Source organism: Larkinella terrae, assembly GCF_009668025.1.
GTDB lineage: Bacteria > Bacteroidota > Bacteroidia > Cytophagales > Spirosomataceae > Larkinella > Larkinella terrae.
The window spans coordinates 84,425-109,860 of record NZ_WJXZ01000009.1 but is presented as its reverse complement, the minus strand read 5'-3'; the positions used below and the strand labels follow the sequence as shown (position 1 = coordinate 109,860).

The 25,436-nt window shown below is 49.2% G+C and carries 15 protein-coding genes; 2 read left to right on the top strand and 13 right to left on the bottom strand.

Annotated features, from left to right (window positions below; translation table 11 throughout):
* Window positions 1-106 precede the first annotated feature (106 nt).
* Window positions 107-1,291 (top strand): aspartate aminotransferase family protein, encoded by a 1,185-nt coding sequence (locus tag GJJ30_RS14970; protein ID WP_154175981.1) that lies wholly within the window; start codon window positions 107-109, stop codon window positions 1,289-1,291.
* Window positions 1,292-1,305: 14 nt separating this feature from the next.
* Here GJJ30_RS14970 and GJJ30_RS14965 read toward each other — a convergent pair whose 3' ends face one another.
* Genes GJJ30_RS14965 through GJJ30_RS14955 form a run of 3 tightly spaced genes read right to left on the bottom strand, consistent with a single transcriptional unit; the run spans window position 1,306 to window position 6,436 of the window.
* Complete coding sequence (locus GJJ30_RS14965; RefSeq protein WP_154175980.1) at window positions 1,306-2,439, bottom strand: efflux RND transporter periplasmic adaptor subunit; 1,134 nt, start codon at window positions 2,437-2,439, stop codon at window positions 1,306-1,308.
* On the bottom strand, window positions 2,423-5,716 hold the full coding sequence (locus tag GJJ30_RS14960) for an efflux RND transporter permease subunit (protein WP_154175979.1): 3,294 nt from the start codon (window positions 5,714-5,716) through the stop codon (window positions 2,423-2,425). The genes GJJ30_RS14965 and GJJ30_RS14960 overlap by 17 nt, the downstream gene beginning before the upstream one ends.
* Before the next feature lie 45 nt (window positions 5,717-5,761).
* Window positions 5,762-6,436, bottom strand: a complete 675-nt coding sequence (locus tag GJJ30_RS14955) for a FadR/GntR family transcriptional regulator (RefSeq protein WP_154175978.1) — start codon at window positions 6,434-6,436, stop codon at window positions 5,762-5,764.
* Window positions 6,437-6,866: 430 nt separating this feature from the next.
* On the opposite strand from GJJ30_RS14955, the gene GJJ30_RS14950 reads away from it, so the two are divergent.
* Complete coding sequence (locus GJJ30_RS14950) at window positions 6,867-8,963, top strand: HRDC domain-containing protein (RefSeq protein ID WP_154175977.1); 2,097 nt, start codon at window positions 6,867-6,869, stop codon at window positions 8,961-8,963.
* Window positions 8,964-9,052: 89 nt separating this feature from the next.
* Here the strand turns inward: GJJ30_RS14950 and GJJ30_RS14945 are convergent, their stop codons facing one another.
* From GJJ30_RS14945 to GJJ30_RS14900, 10 genes are all read right to left on the bottom strand, one after another.
* Window positions 9,053-11,242 (bottom strand): penicillin acylase family protein, encoded by a 2,190-nt coding sequence (locus GJJ30_RS14945; RefSeq protein WP_154175976.1) that lies wholly within the window; start codon window positions 11,240-11,242, stop codon window positions 9,053-9,055.
* A gap of 154 nt (window positions 11,243-11,396) precedes the next feature.
* Window positions 11,397-11,717, bottom strand: a complete 321-nt coding sequence (gene trxA / locus GJJ30_RS14940) for a thioredoxin (RefSeq protein ID WP_154175975.1) — start codon at window positions 11,715-11,717, stop codon at window positions 11,397-11,399.
* Window positions 11,718-11,794: 77 nt separating this feature from the next.
* Window positions 11,795-12,139 carry a HepT-like ribonuclease domain-containing protein gene (locus GJJ30_RS14935; RefSeq protein ID WP_154175974.1) on the bottom strand — a complete coding sequence of 115 codons (345 nt, stop codon included), beginning with the start codon at window positions 12,137-12,139 and terminating at the stop codon, window positions 11,795-11,797.
* Complete coding sequence (locus GJJ30_RS14930; protein WP_154175973.1) at window positions 12,136-12,447, bottom strand: nucleotidyltransferase family protein; 312 nt, start codon at window positions 12,445-12,447, stop codon at window positions 12,136-12,138. Before GJJ30_RS14930 ends, GJJ30_RS14935 begins: the two co-directional genes overlap by 4 nt.
* Before the next feature lie 16 nt (window positions 12,448-12,463).
* Window positions 12,464-16,036: a DNA polymerase III subunit alpha gene (dnaE, locus tag GJJ30_RS14925; protein ID WP_154175972.1), complete on the bottom strand. Its 3,573-nt coding sequence runs from the start codon at window positions 16,034-16,036 to the stop codon at window positions 12,464-12,466.
* A 96-nt stretch (window positions 16,037-16,132) separates the two neighbouring features.
* Window positions 16,133-16,657 carry a protein kinase family protein gene (locus GJJ30_RS14920; RefSeq protein WP_154175971.1) on the bottom strand — a complete coding sequence of 175 codons (525 nt, stop codon included), beginning with the start codon at window positions 16,655-16,657 and terminating at the stop codon, window positions 16,133-16,135.
* 136 nt (window positions 16,658-16,793) lie between these two features.
* A complete protein-coding gene (locus GJJ30_RS14915) occupies window positions 16,794-17,597 on the bottom strand; it encodes a hypothetical protein (protein ID WP_154175970.1) in 804 nt (267 codons plus the stop codon).
* 90 nt (window positions 17,598-17,687) lie between these two features.
* Window positions 17,688-18,881, bottom strand: a complete 1,194-nt coding sequence (locus GJJ30_RS14910) for an NRAMP family divalent metal transporter (protein WP_310588303.1) — start codon at window positions 18,879-18,881, stop codon at window positions 17,688-17,690.
* A gap of 113 nt (window positions 18,882-18,994) precedes the next feature.
* Window positions 18,995-22,723: a hydantoinase B/oxoprolinase family protein gene (locus GJJ30_RS14905; RefSeq protein WP_154175968.1), complete on the bottom strand. Its 3,729-nt coding sequence runs from the start codon at window positions 22,721-22,723 to the stop codon at window positions 18,995-18,997.
* Window positions 22,724-22,804: 81 nt separating this feature from the next.
* Window positions 22,805-25,327, bottom strand: a complete 2,523-nt coding sequence (locus tag GJJ30_RS14900) for a PIG-L family deacetylase (RefSeq protein WP_154175967.1) — start codon at window positions 25,325-25,327, stop codon at window positions 22,805-22,807.
* Between the last annotated feature and the right edge of the window lie 109 nt (window positions 25,328-25,436).

Below are 25,436 nucleotides of genomic sequence, written 5' to 3'. Positions count from 1 at the left end.
GGTTGAGTGATTACGAAAGTTAATAAACAAACTGATTTCGCCCAAGCGTTATATAGGTGTATTTTTGTACCAGCTACTAACTATTTCATTGACGACCAACTCACTTTTGACGAATCGGCAACTCTTTTTTCAACACGTTGCCCAAACTTCCGACTTTCCACTGGCCCTCGAAATCGAACGGGCAGAGGGGATTTATTTGTATGGAGGTTCCAATCGATACATGGATCTTATTTCGGGCATCGGCGTCAGTAACGTCGGTCACCGGCATCCGCGCGTGCTGGCCGCCATTCAGGAACAACTGGATAAATACCTGCATTTAATGGTTTACGGCGAATATGTCCAATCGCCCCAGGTGGAACTGGCGCACGCCCTGGCCCAAACGTTGCCCGCGCCCCTGACCAATGTTTACTTTACCAATTCCGGTACCGAAGCCATCGAGGGCACCATGAAACTGGCGAAACGCTACACCGGTCGGCGTGAAATCATATCGTGTTTCAATGCTTACCACGGTGCGACCCAGGGAGCGCTTTCGCTGTCGGGAAGTGAGAATTTCAAACGCAATTTCCGCCCGCTTCTGCCCGATATCCGGCACATTCAACACGGCGACTGGGCCCATCTGGATCAAATTACCAGACGGACGGCAGCCGTAATTATGGAGGTCGTTCAGGGAGAAGCAGGAATTCGGGTTCCGGAAGTGTCATATCTTCAGGCGGTTCGGCAGCGGTGTTCTGACGTGGGCGCGATGCTGGTCTTCGACGAAATTCAGACCGGTTTTGGCCGGACCGGAACCTTCTGGGCCTTTGAGGCATTTGGCGTTGTTCCGGATGTTGTCGTCTGCGCCAAGGGCATGGGGGGCGGTATGCCGATCGGCGCTTTCATCAGCTCGGCGGAAATCATGGGCGTTTTCAAAACCAACCCGATTTTGGGACACATCACCACGTTTGGCGGTCATCCGGTTTCGTCGGCGGCTTCACTGGCCACTTTACGCGTTATTCAGGACGAAAAATTACACGAGCAGGCTGAAGCCAAAGGTCAGTTAATCAGGCAGTTGCTTGTTCACCCGGCCATTAAAGAAGTACGCGGCAAAGGATTGATGCTGGCGGTGGAATTTGAATCGTTCGAGGTTTTAAAATCGGTCATCGACCGTGCGATTTTGAACGCGCCAACCGGTGTTATTACGGACTGGTTTTTATTCTGCGATAACTCGATGCGCATTGCTCCACCGCTCATCATCACCGATGATCAGATCCGGGAAGCCTGCACAACCATCCTGAACGCAATCGATTCGTAAAACCGCCTATCGACTTAAGAGTGTTGTTTAACAGCGGGAACCGGTGAGCCATTCCGAACCTCTTCGGTAGCCGTGGTCATGATCAGGTCTCCCTCTTTTACCTCGCCGAAAACCTCAACATTGTCGCCCTCTTCCAGGCCTTTCTGAATCGGAACCCATTCCGCTTTCTGGTTGACGACCTTGACAATAAATACCCCGATCGATGAACTGATAATCGCCGATTTCGGAACAACGAACGTGGTGTTTTTGGTCGGCAGCGGAATGGTAACTTCAGCGATCATGCCCGGCAACAGTTTGCGATCCGAGTTGATCACATCCACCTCCGTCCGCTCCGAACGCAGCCGCTTGTCCAGGGCTCCCGCGAGTCGCTTCACTTTCCCCGTAAATTTTTTATCCGGAAATGCCTTCACCGTAAAGCTCACTTCATCGTTCAGATCGACATATCCGGTGTAAGCTTCGGGAACGGCAACCACCAGCCGCAGGCGTTTTTGCTCCGTCAGCACGAAAAGCGGCAATTCGGAACCTTTCCCCGATGGACCGATGTAAGCACCGGTGCTGACGTTCCGCAAACTGATAATACCGCTAAACGGCGCTCTGATTTCCAGGTACTTGCGCATATCAGCCACTTCCCGGTAGGCCGATTTGGCGGCTTCCAGCTGGGCATAATCTGATTCTTTTTTGGCCAGTGTCTGCTCGATCATTGACGCAGCAACCGTTCCCGGTGTTTTGGCGGCATCTACATACCGGTCGTAATTCGCTTTGCTGGCGATGTAAAGTGCTTCCTGCGCCTTCAGTTTCGATTCGGCCGAAGCCAGTTGCGCATTCAATTCAGGTGCCTCGGCCAATGCCAAAAGTTGTCCTTCCTGCACTTCTGAACCTACATCGGCATGGATGGATTTAACAAAACCGCTCACTTTCGCGTACATGTCCACGTCCCGAAACGCCAGCAATTCGCCCGGAATCTGGAGATTCGACGACAATTTACCTTTGTGCAGCGTAAAAACTTCAGTTGCTTCCGGTTCCTCTTTGATGGCCACCTTATCCGCCTTGCTCTCCGACGAGTGACAACCCGTTAATGAGCTAGCCAACAGAATCCCGGAAAAAACCGCAATCAGGGGATAACCGAATCTTTTAATTAACTGATTCATATACATTAGGAATATAATGTTTACTTTCTTTGTCTTCCGGGTCTAATGAAACCGACTGCGTCGATGATTTGGCCTGCACCCAGGCAAACACCAGCGGTAAAATGTGCAAGGCCGCAAAGGTGGAAGCAATCAGCCCGCCAATAACCGCGCGCCCCAGCGGAGCGGTTTGCGAACCGCCTTCTCCAAAACCGAGCGCCATCGGCAGCATTCCCACCACCATCGCAACACTGGTCATTACAATGGGTCGCATCCGCAGCGAAGCCGCTTCTTTGGCCGCCAGTTGGGCATTGTGGTTTTTCATTCGTAATTCCTCCGCGTTGGTCACCAGCAGAACGGCATTGGAGATCGAAACCCCCACCGACATGATCATACCCATATACGATTGCAGATTAAGCGTCGAACCGGTCAGCAGCAGCAAGGCCAGCGAACCCGCCAACACCGCCGGAACCGTACACAAAACCACCAGCGAAACCTTAAATGATTGAAAATTAGCCGCTAACATCAGAAAAATCACGATAATGGCCGTTAACAAACCGGTTTGCAGACTATCGAGCGTTTCCGTCAACACCTGCGTCAAACCGCGGGTTTCGATGAGTAATCCACGCGGCAGTTCGCCGAGATCGGCAATGGCTTTTTTCACATCGGTCGTGGCCGTTCCCAGATCCATGTCGTTCAGGTTAGCAGTCACCGACAAAACCGGCACAGCGCCGATGTTATCGTTTTCGCCGTATGTTTTATCCTTCTTAATGGTAGCAACATCGCTCAAAACCGGTCGGTTAGCATTCGGCAAAACCGGTATTTCGCCAATGTCGTTAATACTAGTCATTTTATTCTCCGGTATCTGTACCTGAACACTGTACATCTGCGCACTTTTCGGGTCGATCCAGACATTTTTCTCGGTAAATCGGGAAGAAGAAGTGGAAGCCGTTAACGACCTGGAAATTACCGAAACGTCAGCACCCAATTGAGCCGCTTTTACCCGGTCAATATCAATGTTTATAGACGGATAATTGATGGCCTGTCCAATCTGAATATCGCGTAAATACGGAATCTCTTTTAGCTTGGCAATTACTTTATTGGCGTATTCTTCATTCTGCGGTTTATTCTTACCAATCACCTTCACTTCAATGGGCGTTGGTGAACCCTGGCTCAGAATCTTATCGGTTAATTCAATCGGTTCAAATGACAGTTTTATATCGGGTAAAGCGGCTTTCATTTTCTCCCGATACTGATCTTTTAATTTATCCAGATCGACTTCATATTCATCATCCAAACTCACCTGCAAAACGCCTTCCTGCGGCCCGGCCATGAAGAGATAAATCGGACTGGTCGAAAATTGTGAACCGTGCATACCCACCATCGCCGAAGTAATTTCAACGTTTTCTTTTCCAACCAGTTGGTACAAAACATCAATGGCTTTCAACATGGTGGTTTCGGTTTTTTCCAGCCGGGTACCATCCTGCGCGCGCAGTCGAACTTGAAATTGACCGGCATTTACCCGCGGCAAAACATCCCGTCCGATGATGGATAAAAAGAATGCCGTACACCCCAATGCGATCACAAAATAACCGATGGTTATCGATCTTTTATACGGAAGCGACCATCCTATAAATCGCACAAAATTAATCCTTAGCCGCTCAAACTTGCTGATTTTTCCGTCGTTGTTGAGGTCAGCCTGATGCGCCAGTTTTTGTTTTCCGTTCAGGATGCGGTCTTCCGGTTTTACCGCTACTCCATTCTCTGCCAAAGATTTAGCACGGATAGCATCTTTTTTTCGGGATTTTCCGTTGGATTTAATGACGTGTTCTTTCATCAGCCAGTTTGCCAAAACCGGAACCAATGTTTGCGCCATCACGTAGGACGTAATCATGGAAAAAGCAATCGCCAGCGACAGCGGAAAAAACAAAGCGCCCGGTATGCCTTTCATCGTAAAAGCCGGTGCAAAAACCGCCAGAATACAGAATAAAATCAGCAATTTGGAGAACGCAATTTCCTTACAGGCATCCCAGATCGCCAGTGCTTTGGTTTTTTTCATGTCCATGTGCTGGTGGATATTTTCAATCGTAACGGTCGATTCATCCACCAGAATTCCAATGGCCAAGGACAAACCGCTCAATGTCATAATATTGATGGTTTGCCCGAATAACGAAAGAAATAAAACGCCGGAAATAATACAGATTGGAATGGTGATAATCACGATTAAGGCACCACGCGGATCGCCCAGAAAAAGTAATACCATCAAACCCGTTAAAATAGCCCCGATAATGCCTTCTGTAATTAAACTTTCAACCGAATTGATTACGTAAACCGATTGATCAAATTCGTACGATAACTTCACATCTTCGGGTAACAAGGACTGAAACCGAGGCAATTCTTTTTTGAGATTCTGGACTACTTCCCAGGTTGAGGCATCAGCGGATTTGGTGATCGGTAAATACACCGAACGGCGGCCATTTACCAAAACATAACCGGAAGTTATATCCGCAGCATCCTCCACTTTTGCTACATCTTTCAGGTATAAATTCTGGACGGTTCCGGTATAGATCGGAATGTTTTCGAAGTCCTTTACATTCTTAATTGTCGTGTTGGCAGGTGTAAAATAATTCAGGTCACCCACGCGCACGTTTCCGGCGGGAGTCGCCTGATTATTGACCCGCAAAGCCGCTACTAACTGGTCGGGAGTCAGATTATGGGAACGCAGCAACTCCGGGTCCGCTTTGATGACGATCGTGCGGGAGTTTCCGCCAAAAGGTGCCGGAGCCACCAGACCGGGAATTGAACTAAACCCGGCCCGGACGTACACGTTGGCCATATCCTGCAACTCGTTGTTAGTGCGTGACGGACTGCTCAAGACCAACTGACCGATCGGTAACGTCGATGCATCAAACCGCAAAATAAAGGGTGGTTGCGACCCGGGCGGAAATATGGCCTGGGCCCGGTTCGTATAGGAAGATACCTCGGCTGCTGCCTGGGCCATGTTGGTACCCTCATAAAACGACAGCTTTATCAGGGTAAGCCCCTGAATGTTACGCGTTTCAATACTTTTGACACCTGAAACGTACAACAGCAGGTTGACGTATTGCTTGCCAAAAAACGATTCCATCTGGTTCGGTGTAAAACCGCCATAGGGATGTGAAATATAAATAACCGGCAAGTCCAGGTTGGGAAAAATATCGATCTTGATCGTGCGAACAGCACCGACACCAAAATAAAATAATCCCGCTACCAGCACCAGAACGGTAATAGGTTTGCGTAAGGCTGATCGGATAAGGTCCATAATGAGGTATTTCTTTAAATGAATTTAGGCTGTACGCGCAATCAGTTAGCGGATTTGCCCCGTAATTTTTGCCGCCCAATACCAGGCTTTTTTGGGGTCACGGTCGGCCACGCTTTGTAAAAGAGCCATGTGCATACTTTGTTTACTTAGCAAGGTTTCCGTGGTGATAAAGACTTCCATGAAGGATTTCTTCATTTTATCGGCAATGATTTTGTAGAGATCGACCAAAACTTCATTTTTGGACGCCATTGCCAGGCGGATGTGAAATTGAATGTCGGCTTCGATGCAGGCTTCCGGGCGGTTTTGCAGGGCGGCTTCGTGGCGGTTTTGCAAAAAAACTGTCATCACATCGATGTCTTCCTGGGTTCGATTCAGGGCGGCTTTTTCCGCAATTTTCAGTTCCAGTAATTGTCTGACTTCATTAACATCATCACCTTCAGCACGTTGCAAACTCTGATGAAAGGGTTCGACGCTGGGTTGTTCGAGTTCAACAAATGTTCCCAGGCCCTGTTGCACCCGAATGAGCCCTTTGTTAGCCAGAATGCGGATGGCTTCCCGAATCGTTGATCGGCCTACACCAAAATACTGCATCAGCTCCGGTTCCGATGGCAGTTTCTCGCCTATTTTATAGTGGCTGGAGGCAATTTGCTGTTGCAATTTTTTAACCACCGCATCCGCCAGGCTCTCCCGTTTGATTTGTATCGTATCTGAGGTCATCATATCATCTGATGAGTAAAAATAAACCGTTAAAAATTAAATCACAAGGGTCGCAAACAATATGATTTATACAGGAAATGCATACATTAAATAAATAATGATTGGTAAGAGAAAAATCCAATTCAGACTAAAATTCACTGAAGAAATCGGTTAAATAATAGCTTTTATAGCCCATTCAATCAAATAAATTCAGTTGGAGCGGTAGGTAAATCTGTACTATTGGTCGTACAACACTATCACCCTTTCTGATGAAATATGTTCTTTTTCTAAGGTATTGAGCCATTCAGGTACAGAATAAATTCAACGCGAATCAACAAAAAACCGTAGCCTGCGACCTTTCCATTTTGTATCTTTAACCTTTCCGGAAAAAACCAATAAGTGAACTTTCCAAGTGTAACTTACCTCCGGTTTAGCATTTATTTGTTGTTACCTCATGCCCGCCATTGTTAACGAAAAGCTCCAGTTAGCGCACGACTTTGTTCTCCATACCAACCGAAATGTATTTCTGACGGGAAAAGCCGGAACGGGGAAAACGACGTTTCTGCACCAGATCAAACTCATGACTTCCAAGCGATTAGCGGTTGTAGCCCCAACGGGTGTAGCGGCTATTAATGCAGGGGGCGTAACGATTCATTCGCTTTTTCAACTCCCGTTTGGTCCACTGGTTCCGGGAGCAACGAGTCGGGAATCGAAAAAATTTAATCGGGAAAAAATTAAAATTCTTCGGACGCTCGATTTGCTGATCGTCGATGAAATCAGTATGGTGCGGGCCGACGTACTCGACGGAATCGACGAGGTACTGCGCCGTTTCCGCCATCGTTCTGAACCGTTTGGCGGAGTCCAGTTACTCCTGATTGGTGACATGCAGCAATTGCCGCCGGTTATTCGCGATGAAGACTGGGCGTTTCTAAAACCGCATTACGAAACGGGTTATTTTTTCGGCAGCCGCGCCCTGCAAAAAACGCCCTATATTTCCATTGAACTGGATCACATCTACCGACAATCCGATAAGCAGTTTATTGATATCCTGAACAGCATTCGGGAAAAACGGGTAAGTCGTCAGCAGTTAGACGAACTAAACCGGCACTATATCGCTGATTTTAAGCCCGATGACAAAGAAGGATTCATTACTTTGTCGACGCACAACAGCGCAGCTCAGCATATTAATAGCCAGAAGTTACTAGAGCTAAATACCGAATCGCATACGTTTGAAGCGACCATTGAGGGCGAATTTCCGGCGCAGGCCTACCCCACTGAAGCCAGCCTGGAACTCAAAGTTGGTGCGCAAGTAATGTTCGTCAAAAATGACATTTCCCGCGACAAACTGTTTTACAACGGTAAAATTGGCCAAATAACCGACATTGACGACGATTGCATTTACGTAAAATGCCCGAAAGAGCCCGAAACGCTGGCCGTGGATCGGATGGAATGGCTCAACATCCGGTATTCGCTGGATTCGGTAACAAACGAGATTAAAGAAGAAGCGGTCGGCAAGTTTGTTCAGTTTCCTTTAAAACTGGCCTGGGCCATCACGATTCACAAAAGTCAGGGCCTGACGTTTGAAAAAGCCATTATCGATGCGGCATCGGCCTTTGCCCACGGACAGGTTTACGTTGCGCTGAGTCGTTGCAAATCGCTGGATGGCCTCGTTTTGCGGGCGCCCATTCCGTCGCATAGCATCAAAACCGAACTGCTGCTGGAAGAATTTCACGAACAGGTTCAGTTGCAAGTTCCCACCGAAGAGGAGCTGCGTCATTCCAAGCAATCCAATCAGGAGGATTTGCTGATGGATCTCTTTACGTTCGACCGCGCCGATTATTTGATAAACCGCTGTCTACGGATTTTCAACGAACATGCTGCCAGTCTGGACGGCGAGGTACAGGCAGTTTTGAGCGACTTCAAAAAATTGTTCGGCGAGAAAGCCCGCAGTATTGCCATACGGTTTCAGAGGCAGCTTCCATCGTATTTCGCTGAAAACCTGCTGCCCGAGGAAAATGAATCGTTACAGGAACGTGTCAGGAAAGCAGGAGACTATTTTAAAAATCTGATTAGCAACGAATTACTACCTATTTTTTACTCTTGCCCAACGGATTCCGATAATAAGCTCGTCCGGGAAACCCTGCTCGAATCGCTGGATGAACTGGAAAAAGAGTTGTCCGTCAAACTCTATTGTTTTGAAAGTTGCCAAACCGGTTTTGATGCGCTGGCTTACCTGAAAGCACGGAACGGTGCCGAACTCGCTTTTCAGCCCAATCGAAAAAATAAAGAAAACCGAAAAACCGCTTTTTCGGAAGAATCCGGCGGCAAATCCAACGGATCGCTGTACAAAGCCCTGACCAAATGGCGGGATGATCTGGCCGGAGAGAATGACACGGCCGGTTACATGGTGTTACCTCGAAAAACCATTCTGGAATTAACCAAGTCAAAACCCTCCACCCTCGACGAATTATTAACCGTTAAAGGCTTCGGTAAAACGAAAGTGAAAATGATCGGCGAAGAAGTGCTGGCGATTATTAGAGCGTTTAGATAATGAACAATGTATAATTAACAATGACCATTTACGATTTTTGAAGCGATTGTCCATTTCATGTTAATTGTTCATTATTAATTGTTAATTATTCAATCCTTCTCTCCCGGATGATACGTTTTTTCAACGTGCTGGCGGATGTCTTCGGGGTAGAACCAGATGTCTTTGAATTTTCCGGCACTGAACAAAGCGGCCTGGTCATTGAAATGCGGGGAAGACGGATTGCTGCTGTGCCCGCCGTTGACGACTGTCCGGGCCTTCACGCGATCACCAAATTCAACGACAGCTACAAAACTATTGCCCACACTTCCGTAACGCTTTTTAGTTCCGGGATACGTGCGCGCCCCAAAAGCAGCCAGCGAACCCCAGTTTGAAGGCATGAAACCGACCGCGAAACTCGGTTTCGAATCATCAAAGGTTTCGTTAATTTTTCCCGTCAGACGCTGAAACCGGTTGATTTCCCCCCAGGCGGTTTTCCAGGTTCCAAAGTCCCGGGTCAGTTCTTCGATTACTTCAGCGAGTAATTTTACTTTTTCCTGAGGAGTTACGTTTTTAATCATGAACTCCGTAAACGTCAGGAAATCAAAGCGTTTATCACTCGGAATGCGGGGGCGGGCCAACCGCTGGATCTTCTCAGCCCACATCACGGCAAGCGTCGTTGCAACGGAGGTTGTTCCGTAGGTATTGGACCAGTTTTGCAGGGTGTCGATGGCTTCGGCAAGGGCTTTCGGTTGTTCATCTGCTTTCCCGGTTTGATACGCCTGCACCAGCGACGGAATCAGGTCGTCAAAACCGGGGAGATGCGGGTCATAAGCGGCCGCAATCAGTGTATCCAGGGTGAAACTGGACTTCTGTTGCAAAACCCTTACGGCATTGACACCCCGAAAATTTTCATCGTCGGGCGCCATATACGTTGGATACTGACTGATGGCCGGGCTGCTCGGACCTGCCACGGAAAATGGTGTCGAATTGCAATTCTGAATCCAGCCATTGGCCGGGTTTTTCACCTGAACGATGTCGTCAATATCGTGTAACCCTTTCCAATCGGTTTCCGGGTTGCTGCCGTCAACGGGCTGATTCCAGTCAAACTTCGGATTCCGTCGGGGAATAAAATTGCCGTGCCAATACGCAATGGTACCATTACGATCGGCATAAACCGTATTATTGGTTGCGTTCCCATTTAATTGCATGACCTTTTTGTAACCTTCGTAATCCTTCGCCTTGGTCCGAAGATACGATTGCGCCAGGGCATTCAGCGGATCGTTCATCATGCTGATTGTCATCCATTTATCGCCCACCTGACCGGCCACCGGGCCATGATGGGTGCGGTAAATCGTAAAATCTTTGTACCGGATTCCGCTGGCGGTTTTATACGGGAGTGAAACCTTTTCGGTCTTCACCGGTCGCCATTCATTTCCGTATTTGTAGAAGTAACCACCATCGCGCTTTTCAACCGTTTCCAGGTATTCATCCATCGAATCGGCATTCCCAGAGGTATGCATCCAGCCACAATTCTGGTTAAACCCCTGATAGACAAAGAATTGACCCCAGGTTACAGCTCCGTAGGCATTCAGACCTTTTTTGCTGGTTACGTGCACTTCCGAGCGGAAGTAAAAGGAAGTGTGAGGATTTATTAACAATAACGCATTTTTGGTAACACTTTTGGCAGGCGCAATCGCAAAACCGTTCGAGCCCGTGGGTTCACGCTCGTATTTTTCAAAATCGTTGACTTCTGATGTCCACTTCGAATTGGTGTAGAAAGCTTTAATTCGGTCGGTGGAAATTACACTGATGTTGCCGCCAATACTTCCTTCACTGAACAGTAACGGCATCCAGGGTTGAAACCGGGTAAGTAAACGGGGTTTGACGTTCGGGTGGGTATATAAATAATAATTGGTGCCATCGGCAAAAGCGTCCATCAGTTTCTTCATCCATTTCGGACTCTTCCGGTAAATCGCAATGGCCTGGGTGGTATCCATAAAAAGCCGGGCACGCAAATCGTGGTACAGGGCGGTTTCTCCTTCCACCTCCGCCATCCGGCCGATGGCGTCGATGTAATTTTCTTCCACCCGCGCAAAATCATCTTCGCACTGCGTGTATAATAGCCCAAAAACCACATCCGCGTCGGTTTTGCCGGAAATATGCGGAATATCCCAGGTGTCGCGTGTGATGGTAACGGCTTTGGCGCGTTTTTTCCAGCGGGCAATTTCATCCGGCCGGAACGTTTGGGATTTTCCAGCAAGAGCGGATAAAATAAAAATCAAGAGGAGAAGTGGTCGCATCGGTTGGGTCGTATTCGTCATTCGGTAAGATAGATCAAAAGACGAAACCGGTCAAGTTTCAGGAATCTGATTATTCCCGAATCTTAGAACCGGTCAAAAAAAAGCCAGACCCATGGCCTGGCTTTCAATCTATGTTCAAAATAGCCCGTAAAAATTACAGATGAGCTACCAGTTTTTGTTCCAGAACGGATTTGGCTACGGCACCAATGACCTTGTCAACCATTTTACCGTTTTTGAAAACCATCAAAGTAGGAATGCTGCGAATACCGAATTGGGCCGGAACCTGCGCATTCATGTCTACGTCCATTTTGGCCACAATCGCCTTCCCTTCGTACTCACCCGCCAGTTGTTCAACCGATGGTCCGATCATTTTACAGGGACCACACCATTCGGCCCAAAAATCCACAAGTACCGGTTTATCGGAATTAATTACTTCCGCGAAGTTGGCGTCGGTTATTTCAATCGCTTTTGCCATGATTGTATCTCGATTTTTTGTCTATTTTAACTCTTATGTACGTACAATGTTTTGAAGTTGAAAAAAGTTCAACGAAATCAATCATTACTGTTTTCCAGCAAATGAACAATTTCCATCTTCAAAATTGGCAGGTGTTTTATGACAATCGACCAGACAACTGTATCATTTACAGCATCATAAGCGTGTATGATTCGATTTCGGGTATCCACAATCCGGCGTGCATTTGAAATTGAAAGGGTTGGTTCCAATCGAAGTGCAATGTTTGTTGCTTCACCAATAATTTCAAGTTCACGTTCGATGGCCCGCCGAAGCATTTTGTTTGTTTGATAAATTTCAAACAAACGATTGTTTTCGAGATAATTATCGATTGATTCAATTGACACCAAAATATCCGTCAAACATTTTCGAATTTCATCGATCATTCCAAAATAGGGATTTTAGTCTGGTTGACCGAACGAATGAAATATGGATTCTGCAGAGTTGCTTCTTCAACTAATTCTACGGGACGACCTAATAACTTCTCCAGTTCTTCGGCCAGATCAAAATAATTATCCGCATAGTCTTCTAAATTAACTCGGTTTTGGTCGAAGCTGAGTAGCAAATCGATGTCGCTATCCGGCTCAAATCGATTCGTACAGGCTGAGCCGAAAACGTATAGCTTTCGCACATGATGCCGAAGTGCAATCTGTTTGATAGCTTCAAGATTATTTCCAATCAGTGCAGTTAACATTTGCCAGCCTACGGTTTTAATTCAATCGGTAACCCACCCCGTCCATTGAGTCCAGTTCTTTCAATAATTCATTGACCGGCGCGATCTTAAAAGGCCGCGATAACATACTGACATCGACCCGTTCTTCTTCATCCATTACCCGCAGTACCAGGTTGCAGGAGCCCGGATAGGTTTTGATCAGATCCGTAATTTTAGCGACAAACTCGTTGTTAATCAGCTTCAAATCCAGTTGCACACAGAGTTCCTTGCTGTATTTCGTCCGCACTTCGGTCAGCAGTTGGATGAAGTTCGGTCGGAATTCGAAGGCGTCGGAATTCCAGCGGTTTTGCAATTTCCCCTTTACGTGCAGGAATAACCCTTCTTCGATGTAATTTCCCATCCGGACAAAATCTTCGCCGAACAGGCTCATTTCCACCGTTCCGTTGTAATCTTCCAGTTTAAAAATCACGAACGGATTACCGTTTTTGGATTGCCGCAATTGCTTGCTCGTTACAATTCCGCCCACGGTGATTTCCCGCCCCTGATTCACTTCGTCAAACAATTTATCAAGCGTGCAGGTGCAGAAGCTTTCCAGTTCAATCCGGAACTCGTCCAGCGGATGGCCGGAGATGTAAAAACCGACCACGTCCTTCTCAAACTTCAGGCGTTCGATCTCACTCCAGGGCGGAACCACCGGCGGTTTGGGCCGCGCAATGTTGGGTTCTCCCCCCGCCCCCCCAAACAGGGATTGCTGGGCCGCCGACTTCTCGGCGTGGTAATTATTGGCGTAGCGGGTCAGTTTTTCAATGTAGGTCGACGTTTCTCCGTCGGCGGGGGTAAAATACTGCGCCCGATGCAGTTCTTCCTGGTTATCAAAGGCTCCCGCGTACGCCAGACTTTCCAGCGTCTTCTTATTAACCGTCCGGAGGTTGATCCGGATGACGAAATCGTACACATCCTTGAACGGGCCACCTTTTTTGCGTTCCTCAATGATCGACTCCACAGCCGCATCGCCGGTTCCTTTGATCGCACCCAGTCCAAACCGGATTTCACCTTTTTGATTGACCCCAAAAAACCGCTCCGATTCGTTAACATCCGGGCCCAAAACCGGAATCCCGATGGCTTTGCATTCCTCCATAAAGAAGGTAATCTTTTCAATGTTCCCCAAACAGCTCGTCAAAACGGCCGCCATGTATTCGGCTTTGTAGTGCGTTTTCAGGAAAGCCGTCTGGTAGGCCACAAAAGCGTAACAGGTCGAGTGCGACTTATTAAAGGCGTAGGAGGCAAAGGCTTCCCAGTCGGTCCAGACTTTCTCACAAGTCTTCAGCGCCAGTTTGTTAGCCGCGCAGCCATCCATGAATTTGCCCTTCATTTTGTCGAGCGTTGCGCGGTCTTTTTTCCCCATTGCCTTCCGCAAAACGTCGGCGTCGCCCTTGGTAAAGTTGCCCAGCTTTTGGGAAAGCAGCATTAATTGTTCCTGATAGACCGTGATTCCGTACGTATCTGCCAGAAACTCTTCCATTTCGGGTAAATCGTACTTCACTTCTTCCCGACCATGTTTCCGATTGATAAAGTTCGGAATATAGGCTATCGGGCCGGGCCGGTAGAGCGCGTTCATGGCAATAAGGTCCTCAAACCGGTCGGGCTTCAGGTCCTTCATGTACTTTTTCATGCCATCGGATTCGAACTGGAAGATGGCGTTCGTTTCACCCCGCTGGAAAGTCTTATAGGTTTCTTCGTCGTCGAGCGGAATATCGTCAATATCGGTTTCGACGCCGTTGATGAAAAAACCGCCGTGGTTTTGCCTGATCAGCCGCAGACATTCTTTGATAATGGTGAGGTTTCGCAACCCCAGAAAGTCCATTTTAATGACGCCCGCATCCTCGATTACTTTCCCTTCATACTGCGTGATAATCAGGTCAGTCTCTTTGGAGGTTGACACCGGAACAATGTTCGACAAATCCTCCGGTGCGATAATGATTCCGGCCGCGTGAATCCCCGTGTTCCGAATGTTTCCCTCCAGCTTCCGGGCCTGTTTCAGCACTTTGGCCGACAAATCGTTCCCGGCTTCAATGGCCCGCATCCGCTTCACATTCTCGACCTCCTCCGGCTGAATCATCATCCCGAGCGTATCGATGGAATCCTCAAAAATCTTTTTGAGGGTCATGTTGTAAGTCGGCTTGTCGGGAACAAGCTTAGCCAGCGCGTTTGATTCGGGCAACGGCAGTTCCATCACCCGCGCGACGTCCTTAATGGCCGATTTGGCTGCCATCGTACCATACGTGACGATCTGGGCCACCTGTTGTTTCCCGTACTTTTTCACCACGTAATCGATCACTTTCTGGCGACCTTCGTCGTCAAAATCCGTATCAATATCGGGCATGGACTTCCGGTCGGGATTCAAAAACCGCTCGAACAGCAGGTTGTATTTAATCGGGTCGATGTTCGTAATGCCGATACAATAAGCCACCGCCGAACCGGCGGCCGAACCACGGCCCGGTCCAACCATCACGCCCAGATCACGCCCGGCCTTGATGAAATCGGAAACAATCAGGAAGTATCCGGCAAAGCCCATTTGCCGGATTACACCCAGTTCGAACCGCAAGCGCTCGTCGATTTCGGGCGTCAGAACCCGGTAGCGTTGGCGGGCGCCTTCGAATGTCAGAAAGTCCAGGTAATCGTCCTGCGACGCAAAACCGTCGGGAATAACGAAGTTAGGCAACAGGATGTCGCGCTTTAGTTTCAGCGTTTCAACCTTGTCCACAATTTCGTTCGTGTTGTCGATCGCTTCCGGCAAATCGCGGAACAGGGTCGACATTTCCTCGGTATTTTTGAAATAAAACTGATCGCTGAAGAAGGCAAACCGCGTGCCTTTTTTCGAACCTTCCTCGTCGTTAAATTCCTTTTCGGAAGGCGTACTCAGCTTTTCGTTCGTATTGACACACAGCAGGATATCGTGCGCTACCCAATCTTCCCGATCCACATAGTGGGAGTCGTTGGAAGCAATAATTTTAACGTTGTATTTGCGGGCAAACTTGACCAGGATTTCATTTACCTTGATCTGATCAGGAATTTCGTGCCGTTGTAATTCCACGTAATAATCCTCCCCAAACCGATCCAGCCACCACCGGAATTCGATTTCGCCAGCTTCCTCCCCTTTTTTCAGAATGGTTTTCGGAACCGACGCCCCGATGCAGCAAGTCGACGCAATCAGCCCTTCCTTGTGCTGATCGATCAGTTCTTTCGTAATCCGCGGATACTTACCGTACAGACCTTCCATGTACCCCAACGAACAGAGTTTGATCAGGTTTTTGTAACCCGTCGGATTCTTCGCCAGCAGCAACTGATGGTAGCGAATATCTTTCTGTTCCTTGGTAAACTGCTTTTTGGTATGGTCTTCCACCACGTAAAATTCGCAGCCCACAATCGGTTTGATGCCTTGCTTGGCGGCTTCGGCCACAAACTCAAAAACGCCGAACATGTTCCCGTGGTCGGTGATGGCAACGGCGGGCATGTTGTCCGATTTGGCCTTTTTGATCAGTTTCTTGATCTCAGCCTGCCCGTCAAGCAGTGAGTATTGCGTGTGGCAATGGAGGTGGGAAAATTGCATTCTGCTGGTTTTTCGAGAAAAATACTAAGCTAAAAATAAGACTTTCCGGCGAGCTTATTCCGATTTAACCGTAGAATATTTACGTCAACCTGATTGTCAGCGGCTTAGAAAATAGCGCTTAAATTCATCCAGTTCCGCGTTTTCCATTTCAATATATTTCCCAAACAACTTATCGCCGACCTGTATTTTTAAGGCCGAAATACCCACATCGATCAAGCGTAAACCTTTATCCGTCAACAGAATGTTATCGTATTTTTCTCCGCTTTGATCGGACGGACGGCGAATATCCCGATGGACAAAACCGGCCTGATGCAACGCCTTTAATTCATCTTCAAAAACATCCAACAGTAATTCTCTTTTCGAAATTTCAATGCTCCTGAAATCCTGTGGGTAAAGCCGTTCCATCACCAGCATGTCCCATTCATTCTGCTCATCGTAATCCAACCGAATAAATGCGACAACCAACTCATTGATCTGATTGGCGAATTTCATCTTCTCTGCTTCCGATCCAATATCTGAACGCGTGTCGCCCCGAAAAACTTTAGCTACTTCAGTTTGCGATAAGGCAACGACCAGATTGTTTGCGCCATACGAGAGCTGATTGGGATACCGTTTCTGCATCGATCCTTAGGTCGTTTACTCGGCTAAAGTAGGTAAATAATAAATTTTAGGCCAAATCACCCTATTCAATCCGAATCAACTCCTCATGCAACGATTCAATCCCTCCAGTTTTTTGGAGCAAATCCAGGGATTTCCATTATTTTTTATTCCTTTTCTCATTCACCCAGTCCTGCTGGAACGTGATCATAATGGACTCATATTCAGAAACGGGGTAATTGATCAGCATGTGTCTGGCATCCCGACTCATGGGCAGGTAAACCAGCCCCCGAACCGACTGGCCGGGTTGGAGTGTGGTCGGTTTCATTGCCAATTCTTTCCAGCGATAAGCCTCATAATCATACCGTTGCATCCGGTCGGCGAACAAACCGTGGTCGATAATCCGTTTGGCCTGAATGGCTGTGTAAATATTATTGTGCGTAATGCGGTTTTGAACCCAACGTTCGGGCCGCTGATTGCTGCGCGACGACGACGAAGCCACATCACTGGCGACGGCTGCCACCAGCAAAACCGTATTGATGACCTTTGCCCGCTTGATTCGTTTCACTTCACGCTCCTGATTGTAAACCGTTTGATCCGCTTCCTGAATGGGGTCGGCAGCCGAAAACATCAGCGGTTTCTGGGGATAACTATTGGCGATAAAAACCGCATGCTGATCCTTGTCCAGTGCCGTATATTGAAAATCGGCCGGATCGACGTCAAACGGGTGGTCGGTTTTATTTTTCACTTCAATGTCAAGCGCCACGTATTGCAAATCCAGTCGTTCGAACGAAGCCACGACGGCGATCCCCTTTTCTTCAGCTTTCGTCGTGGGCCGACCGTCGATCTGAGCCACATCACCGGAGATTGGTCTGAGCTGGTAAACCTTTGTCGCACAACCGTTTAAACCGACCAGCGACACCGCACAAACCCACAAAATCAGTAAAGAATTTCCAGATTTCATACCATCATTTGTTTGATTATTCGAAGATACTCTTCTATTTAACCAAAATCAACCGGTTTTGTGAGGAACGAACCCGGAACGTTATAAACGTTATTTAAACAAATTTTGAGCAGCCAGCCACACGTTCCAGCCGCCAAAAACCAGCGACACCCCGACCACCAGTAACAACGCCAGGTTTTGCGACAGAGAATTCCGAAAACCGTCCGGAATCAGTTTTCGATCGTTAACCGCCAAAAACAGAAATATAGTAACGACCGGCAGTAAAATACCGTTGATGGCCTGAACAATCACGATGATTTTCACCGGGTTATAATCGGACAGACCAAACGCCAGTCCAACGGCCAGGACGCCAATCCAGACCAGGCGGTATTTCCACGAACGCTCTGACCAGCCCAGCAAACTTTTTCCGGTAATGGAAGCCGCCAGCGGAGCCGTCAGCGACGAAGCAAACCCAGCCGCAAACAAACCAAACGCAAAAAGCGAACCGCCCCAGGCTCCAACCCGTTCACTGAGCACTGCCGCCATGTTGGGGTACGAAAAACCGCCGGTAATGAGCAAACCTGCAATCAGTAACACAACTGAGATGAGTCCGCCCAGCAAAACCGCTATCCAGACACCCAATCGCATCTCGGAGAGCGTTTGACCCGGCGTGATGCCCGAACCGAAAAACAGGTTATACGGGACAATCGTGGTACCAATCAGGCTGTTAATGAGCAGCAGCGACCCCGCCGGATACGAAGGAACAACCAGCGCTTTGGCAACGTCGATGGCCGGGGGAGATGCGCCAAAAGCAACGTAAACGAACGCACCACCCATCGCAAACACAATGATTCCCAAAAAGTTAGCAATCCATTGCGTTGACCCAAGTGCCAGCAAAATGATGCAAACCGCTCCCACGCCGATTGTCAGCCAGCGCGCCGACCAGCCCGTTAGCAAAGCCAAACCGGAAACTGCTCCCAGGATGTTACCAGCCTGGTATGCCGCGCAACCAAATGTCACCGCGAAAAACAGCAGATAAGGGATTGTTTTGCCGCGTTTCTGATTCGCCAGGGCGATGGTTTGCCCTAAATCCCGGCCGGTTGCGATGGTGATGCGGGACGCTGCTTCCTGAAGCCAGACCGTTCCGAGTGTTGCGAAGGTCAGCACCCAAAGCAATTGCAGACCAAATTCCGCGCCCGCCATGGCGCAGGCCGTAACGGAACCGGGACCGATGAAAGCCGCCGAAATAACTGACCAGAACAAAATACTGCCAAGTCCGGAACGAATGGAAAGCGATTTGGGCACGGATAAAGAGTTTATATGATAGGAACACAGATTGGAAGGATGCAACGGATTTGACCGGATAAAAATCAGTTTTAATCTGTTAATTCCGCGGTCCTGTCAACATTAATTTTTCGCTACGGTTTTCCAAAACCTCCCCCGCCAGGCGTTTCGATTCGGATTCGTTCCCCGGCCAGCATGGCCCGGGTAAAAATTCCGGGCAAGGCGGTTTCCGATCCATCGACGGCCAGCAGCGTTTGCTTCCCGGTTTGTCCGGCGTCTCCGCCTTCCAACCCATACGGTGCTTCGTTTCGGTGCTGACTCAACAACGTGGCCTGAACAGGTTCCAGAAATTCGATTTCCCGTAAAATGCCGTCGCCACCCGGCCATTCTCCGGCCCCGCCCGAGCCCGTCCGAATTGAAAACCGGTGGAGACGAACCGGATAACGGCGCTCCAACTCCTCAGGATCAGTGAGTTTGGTATTGGTCATATGCTGGTGCACCGCCGATCGACCGGCAAAACTGGGTCCGGCGCCCGCTCCACCACCGATGGTTTCGTAATAGCCAAATGCCCTGTCGGCCTCTCCGGACCTACCAAACAAAAAATTATTCATAGTTCCCTGACTACCAGCTGCTAAGCCTAATGCTTTCAACAAGGTATCGACCAGCCGCTGGCTGACTTCCGTGTTTCCGCCCACCACGGCCGGGCATTCGGTTGGGTCATCCGAGAAAACCGGGTTCAGAAAACATTCCGGCAAAATGAGCGAAACCGGGGCCATCAGTCCTTCATTCAGTGGAATATCCTGATTACACCAAAGCCGTAAAACGTACAAAACCGCACTATTCAGAATCGACAGGTTCGCATTCAGATTGTGAGGATGGACGGCCGACGTTTCCGCAAAATCGAAAGTAATTCTCTGATTTTCAACAGAAATCTTCACGCAAATTTGATGACCGTCGTCCAGCGATTCCCGAGCCCAAAATGTTTTTCCCTCCGATCCACGTAAAACCGGTTTTAAGGAGTCTGTGGCAGCTTGCTGCAACCGTCGCATGTATTTCCGAACCATTGGCAAACCGTGCTGGTGAACCAGCTCCTGCAAGGCGGTTTCGCCCGATCGAAGCGATGCCAGAGCCGCTTCAACATCGGCCCGGTTTTCGGCCAGCGCGCGGGTTGGGAAAGCGGTTTCTACAAATCGCTTCTGCACTTCCTCCCACAAATATTCACCATTTTTGACCAGGTATTGCGGTTCCAGCACCACGCCTTCTTCAATGAGCCGCGTGGCATCTGGAGGCATCGAACCCGGTACTTTGCCGCCAATTTCGGCGTGGTGCGCGCGGTTGACTACGTATCCAATGAGCTCGCCCGAGTTGGTAAAAACCCCGGAAATCAGGGTCACATCGGGCAAATGCGACCCACCATATTTGGGATGATTCGTGATTACCACATCGCCCGGACCAATCGCTATTTTGCTCAGAACCAGCCTTGTACAAATTCCCAGACTACCCAAATGCACTGGAATATGCGGAGCATTCACCAGCAATTCGGCCTTTTCGTCGAGCAAAGCGCAGGAAAAATCCAATCGTTCCTTGACGTTCACGGAAAAAGCCGTTCGCTGTAACTGCGCGCCCATTTCTTCCGCAATAGCCACAAAGCGCCGGGCAAATAGCTCCGTTTGAGCGGCTTCCAGCAAAGGTTCTTCGGCGGTTTGTGTTTCACCGGAAAACCGGGCAATCGCATTTCGATCCCTATCGATTGCCAGTTGCCAACCCGTTTCCAGAAAGCAGGAAGACGTTTTGTTCAGCAATAAAGCCGGGCCTACCATCGAATCACCTTCGGACAAGGTATCCCATTCGTAAGCCGGAGTTTGTCCGGTAAAAAAAACTGGTTTAGCTATTTTTCCGGTTTTTGCTGCATTAACGGAAGATATAGTTGCTACCTGGTTGTTGACAATTACGCGAATACTTTCTACCTCAATAGTGCGGTTTGCCGGAAAATGGCCGTAAAGTTGTCGATATTTTTCCCGGAAGAGCGTTTCGACCTGATTTACCGTGTAAGGAATGTCAATGGTGCTTTCCTGGCCCTGCAACCGCATGAATAACAGAACGTTCTGAACAGTTATCGCGGCTGTTCCGCCAATATCCCGCCGTAAAGCGGTCATTGCTTTTGCGATCAGTTCACCGATCAGAGCATCCAAATCGGCTTCGATTTCGGCTAAGGGTTGTAGAATCTGTTGTGCTGCAATCCGTTCGATGCTGGCCTGTCCGATGCCATACGCACTCAGCAAACCGCCATCAAACGGGAGAATAAGGGTTTGAATACCCAGCAGTTTCGCCACTGCGCAACCGTGAAGTCCACCGGCACCGCCAAAAACCAGCAGCGCGTATTCTTTCGGATCAAAACCGCGCGCAACGGAGATTTTCCGGATTGCTCCGGCCATTGTTTCGTTGGCAATCCGAGCAAAACCGAGCAACAATTTTTCGTCTTCAATTTCCTGAAATGACTGACTTTCAACCTGTTGACGAACCTGTTGCAAAGCCGCCTTTGCTTTGTCCAGACTGACCGGAATACCAAACAAAGCCGGATGCAAGCGCTCCAGCAACAGGTTCACATCGGTGATGGTCAGCGGCCCACCGGCGCCGTAGCAGGCCGGACCGGGTGAAGCACCCGCGCTCTGGGGGCCAACCCGAAGCTGCTGGCCGTCGAACCAGCACACCGAACCACCACCAGCCGCCACGGTTTCTACCGCCAGTGACGGTGATTGCAGCTCGAACGCGCCTACCCGGGTTTTGAATTGATAATCAACCTGTTGATCATACCGGGCGACGTCCGTGCTGGTGCCGCCCATATCGAGGGTCAGTGTGCGCTTTACTCCCAGAACGGTAGCCACGTATCCCGCTCCGATGACGCCACCCGCCGGGCCGCTCAGCAAACTGTCCTTCGGTTGAAACAGCTCCGCTTTTACCAATCCGCCCCCGCTGGTCATCACCCGGACGGGATTGCCGCCCAATTGATAAGTCAGATTGTCCAGATACGTCCGCAAAACCGGTGTAAGGTAGGCATCGACCAGTGCGGTTTGTGTGCGGGGCAAATACTGAATGGCCGATGAAATTTCACTGGAAACCGTCACCGGAAAACCGGCTTTGCGGAACACATCACCAATCTGTTTTTCATGGGCCGGATTTCGATACGAATTCAGCAGCGAGACGGCAACAGCCTCCGGTTTGGTCAAACAAACCTGCTCCAGAAGCTGGCTAATGATCGGATCGGAAACGGGTTTTACCGGAAGGCCGTCGGCTCCCATCCGCTCGTCAAATTCCCAAACTGTATCGTAGACTATTTCGGCGGAAGGAATATTCAACTGAAATAAATGAGGGCGCTGCTGGGTGCCAATCCTGAGCAGATCTTTAAAACCGCGGGTCACAATCAGCGCCACCCGCCCACCTTTTCGCTCCAGCAGCGCGTTTGTTCCTTTTGTCGTTCCCAGACGCAATTCCAATGCGGGAAATGACTTATCTAACGGTGTTAATGTCAGCAATCGGGTAGCTAAAACCGGCGCTTCTTCACCCGTAAACAGCTCGACCGTTACTTCACTTTCAAGCTTTATCTCCTTATCAAGCAACAACTTGCCCGAACTTTCCAGATTTAAAACCGTAGCCGTTTCACCGGTTTCAAGAATTCGAAGCTGATATCCGTTAAAAATCGGTTCAATCAGCCATTGAGCTTTGAGTTTAAGCCCATTGTCAGACGATAATATACCGCGAAGACTACTATTACTAAGTACTTTGGTCCGCTGGATATTTCCTGCGGGATCGGTTGCCATTCCATCTGTAAAGGTTCCGCCGGTATCAATCCAGATTTGCCACATTTCGTACCCACGGACTGGGAATCCGTGTTTTTCAATCTTCAATTTTTAAACCAAAACACGGACTTCCAGTCCGTTGGTACGTTACTTACCGACAGAAATCATATTGGCAAACAGTCGGTATGCGCCCGGTACGCCCGCCGGAAGTTCGCGGAAGAAAACCAAGCCAGTATACATATAGTGACCTTTTCCGTATTTACAGTATATTAAGCTACCGTCTTTCGAAGCTTCGTTAACATCATGGGCCGAGAAAATAGGTTCATAGGCTTTGTCCCACTCCTGGGCAAAATAGATTCCGCGCTCCTGAACCCAGCCGTTAAAATCCTGCTCCGTGATTTTGTTGGGTGTATTTAACAAGGGATGCTGCGGGTTGATAAACGTCATGGTCGCGTCTTCTTCTGTTACGCGCTCCCGGCCAACCACAAACGGATATGGCCCCAATTGACTGGTTTTCAACCCATTTTGAATAAAAGACCCACCGGGCGTCACGTACTGAACAATCATGGTTCCGCCTTTTTCGACGTAATCCAGCAATTTGGGTTGGGCATTTCGCAGCCAGTCTTCGGTATTATACGCCCGAACACCCACGACAATGGCGTCGTACACCGACAGATTCGAGTTCATGTCGCGGGCGGTCAAGGGTGTTACCACACAACCGATTTGCTGCAGTGCCGCCGGAACTTCGTCGCCCGCGCCCGCAATGTAACCGATATTTTTGCTCTTTACTTTAATATCCAGTTTCACCAGCTTGGCTTCAGCGGCCGGAAATAAGGTCTGGGTCGGAATGTGCTTGTAGGCCACAACCCGCAGGCTGCTCGCGTAACCGGTTTTCTCCGGGGATGTTGTACTGACAACGGCACGCAACCTGCCTTCTCCGTAGGTCGTCGAGGGGTAAATCCGGAACGAAACCCGCACCTCCTGCGATTTTTCCTTCAGGTTAAACGGAATCTGCTCCGGCTCGACCCGCCAGCCCGAGGGAACTTCAAGTTTTAAGGTTCCGGAAACCGAAGTCCTGCCCGCTCTGAGAACCACATCAACGTTTTTCGGCGTATCGTCCGCAAAGACATACACTTTTTCGGCCAGATTGGCCATCACGGCCGGTTGAATGATAAATGGGCGGTAGATTTCGCCGTCAACCGGATCGGTGGATTTATAACTCCAGGGCTGCGTGAAGACAAACCGCTGACCGTCAATTTCAAAGCTATAAGCCGTGGTAAAAGCGGGCGGGTTTTCGGGAGAACCAATCAAGGCTTGATTGCTCACCTGAAACAACCCTTTATTGACCGGTTTTTCCAGCCAGTACGGTTGCGAAATGGGCTGATTGGCCGGAATCGTTACCGCCGAATTGAAAGCCACCACGTCGTTCGGCTTGAGCGCCAGGTTCATAGCCGTATCTTTCTTAACCGCTGGCATTTGAATCCCCAGCAGTTTAACCGGATAATCCGAACGGTTGACGATACTGCTTGCCACGCGGATTTGCTCGCCGGGCGAGGCTGCGAAATCCGCCGGATTGGTTTCATACCACAATCCGATGCATTGCTGGATCAGTTTTTCAACCTCCTGCCGTTTGGCTTTCACGTAAAGATTGGCTGTATCGAGTTGCGCCAGCGCTTTATAGGTTTGCACCAAAACCGGTACGGAGGCCGAGGGCTTATCGGATTTGAAATTGGTAATGGCTTGATTGATCAGCTGTTGCACCTTGGCGCTCCCCGGCACCCGTTTCCAGCTCAGGTCAACACCGTCGAACGGATCTTTCGGGGCAGGCTCTCCGCCTTTCAACAGCAAGTAATCGATTTTCACCCCGCGACTGGCCGGAACGCCAAACCCCTGACTCTTGTGCTGGCTCCGGCTTTCGGCGGCAATTTCACCGTATGATTTTCCGAGCAGCGGGTTATACAAACCGGTTTCCACCGAAATTACACCCGGTTCGTCCGGTTTTTTATTGCTCATAAAAGCGCCCGGAATAAACACGTTCCAGAAAATTCGCTTTGGCTGCCAGGGTTTTACCCATTTCAATTGTTCGGGGTATTTGGTCGGATCGTTGGCAATTTTAAACGCTTCCTCCGCCAGATACGCCGAGGCACTGTGGTGACCGTGACCGGCGCGGCTGTCGGGTGGAAACCGGGTAATGATCACGTCCGGGCGGTATTTTCGGATCATCCAGACGACATCCCCCAGAATTTGCTCCTGCCCCCACATCCGAACCGCTTCGTCGGTCGATTTGGAAAAACCGAAGTCGTTGGCGCGACTGAAAAACTGATCCGGTCCGTCGATTCGGCGGGCCGCCAGCAATTCCTGCGTCCGAATGACGCCGATGTATTCGCCCTGTTCCGAGCCAATGAGGTTCTGACCGCCATCGCCCCGCGTCAGGGCCAGATAACCGGTGCGCAGCAGCCGTTCGTTCGCCAGGTAAGTTAGTAGCTGCGTATTTTCATCATCGGGGTGGGCGGCCACATACAAAACCGTACCGACGACATTCAGTTTTTTAAGTCCCTGCAAAATCGCCCCGCTGGCGGCCGGTTTGCTTTGCCCGAACGAAAGTTGAAATAACGCGGTGATTGCAAGCGTGGTATGAAACAGATTGCGCAGAAAAAGTCGGTTGGTCATCGATCGGAAACGTTCACATGAATAACAAAAATAATCAGGCTAACTCAACGAATTACTATGCTGTGAAACGCATTTTGAAATACGCCAGATTTTTTTTCAGGCCATAAAA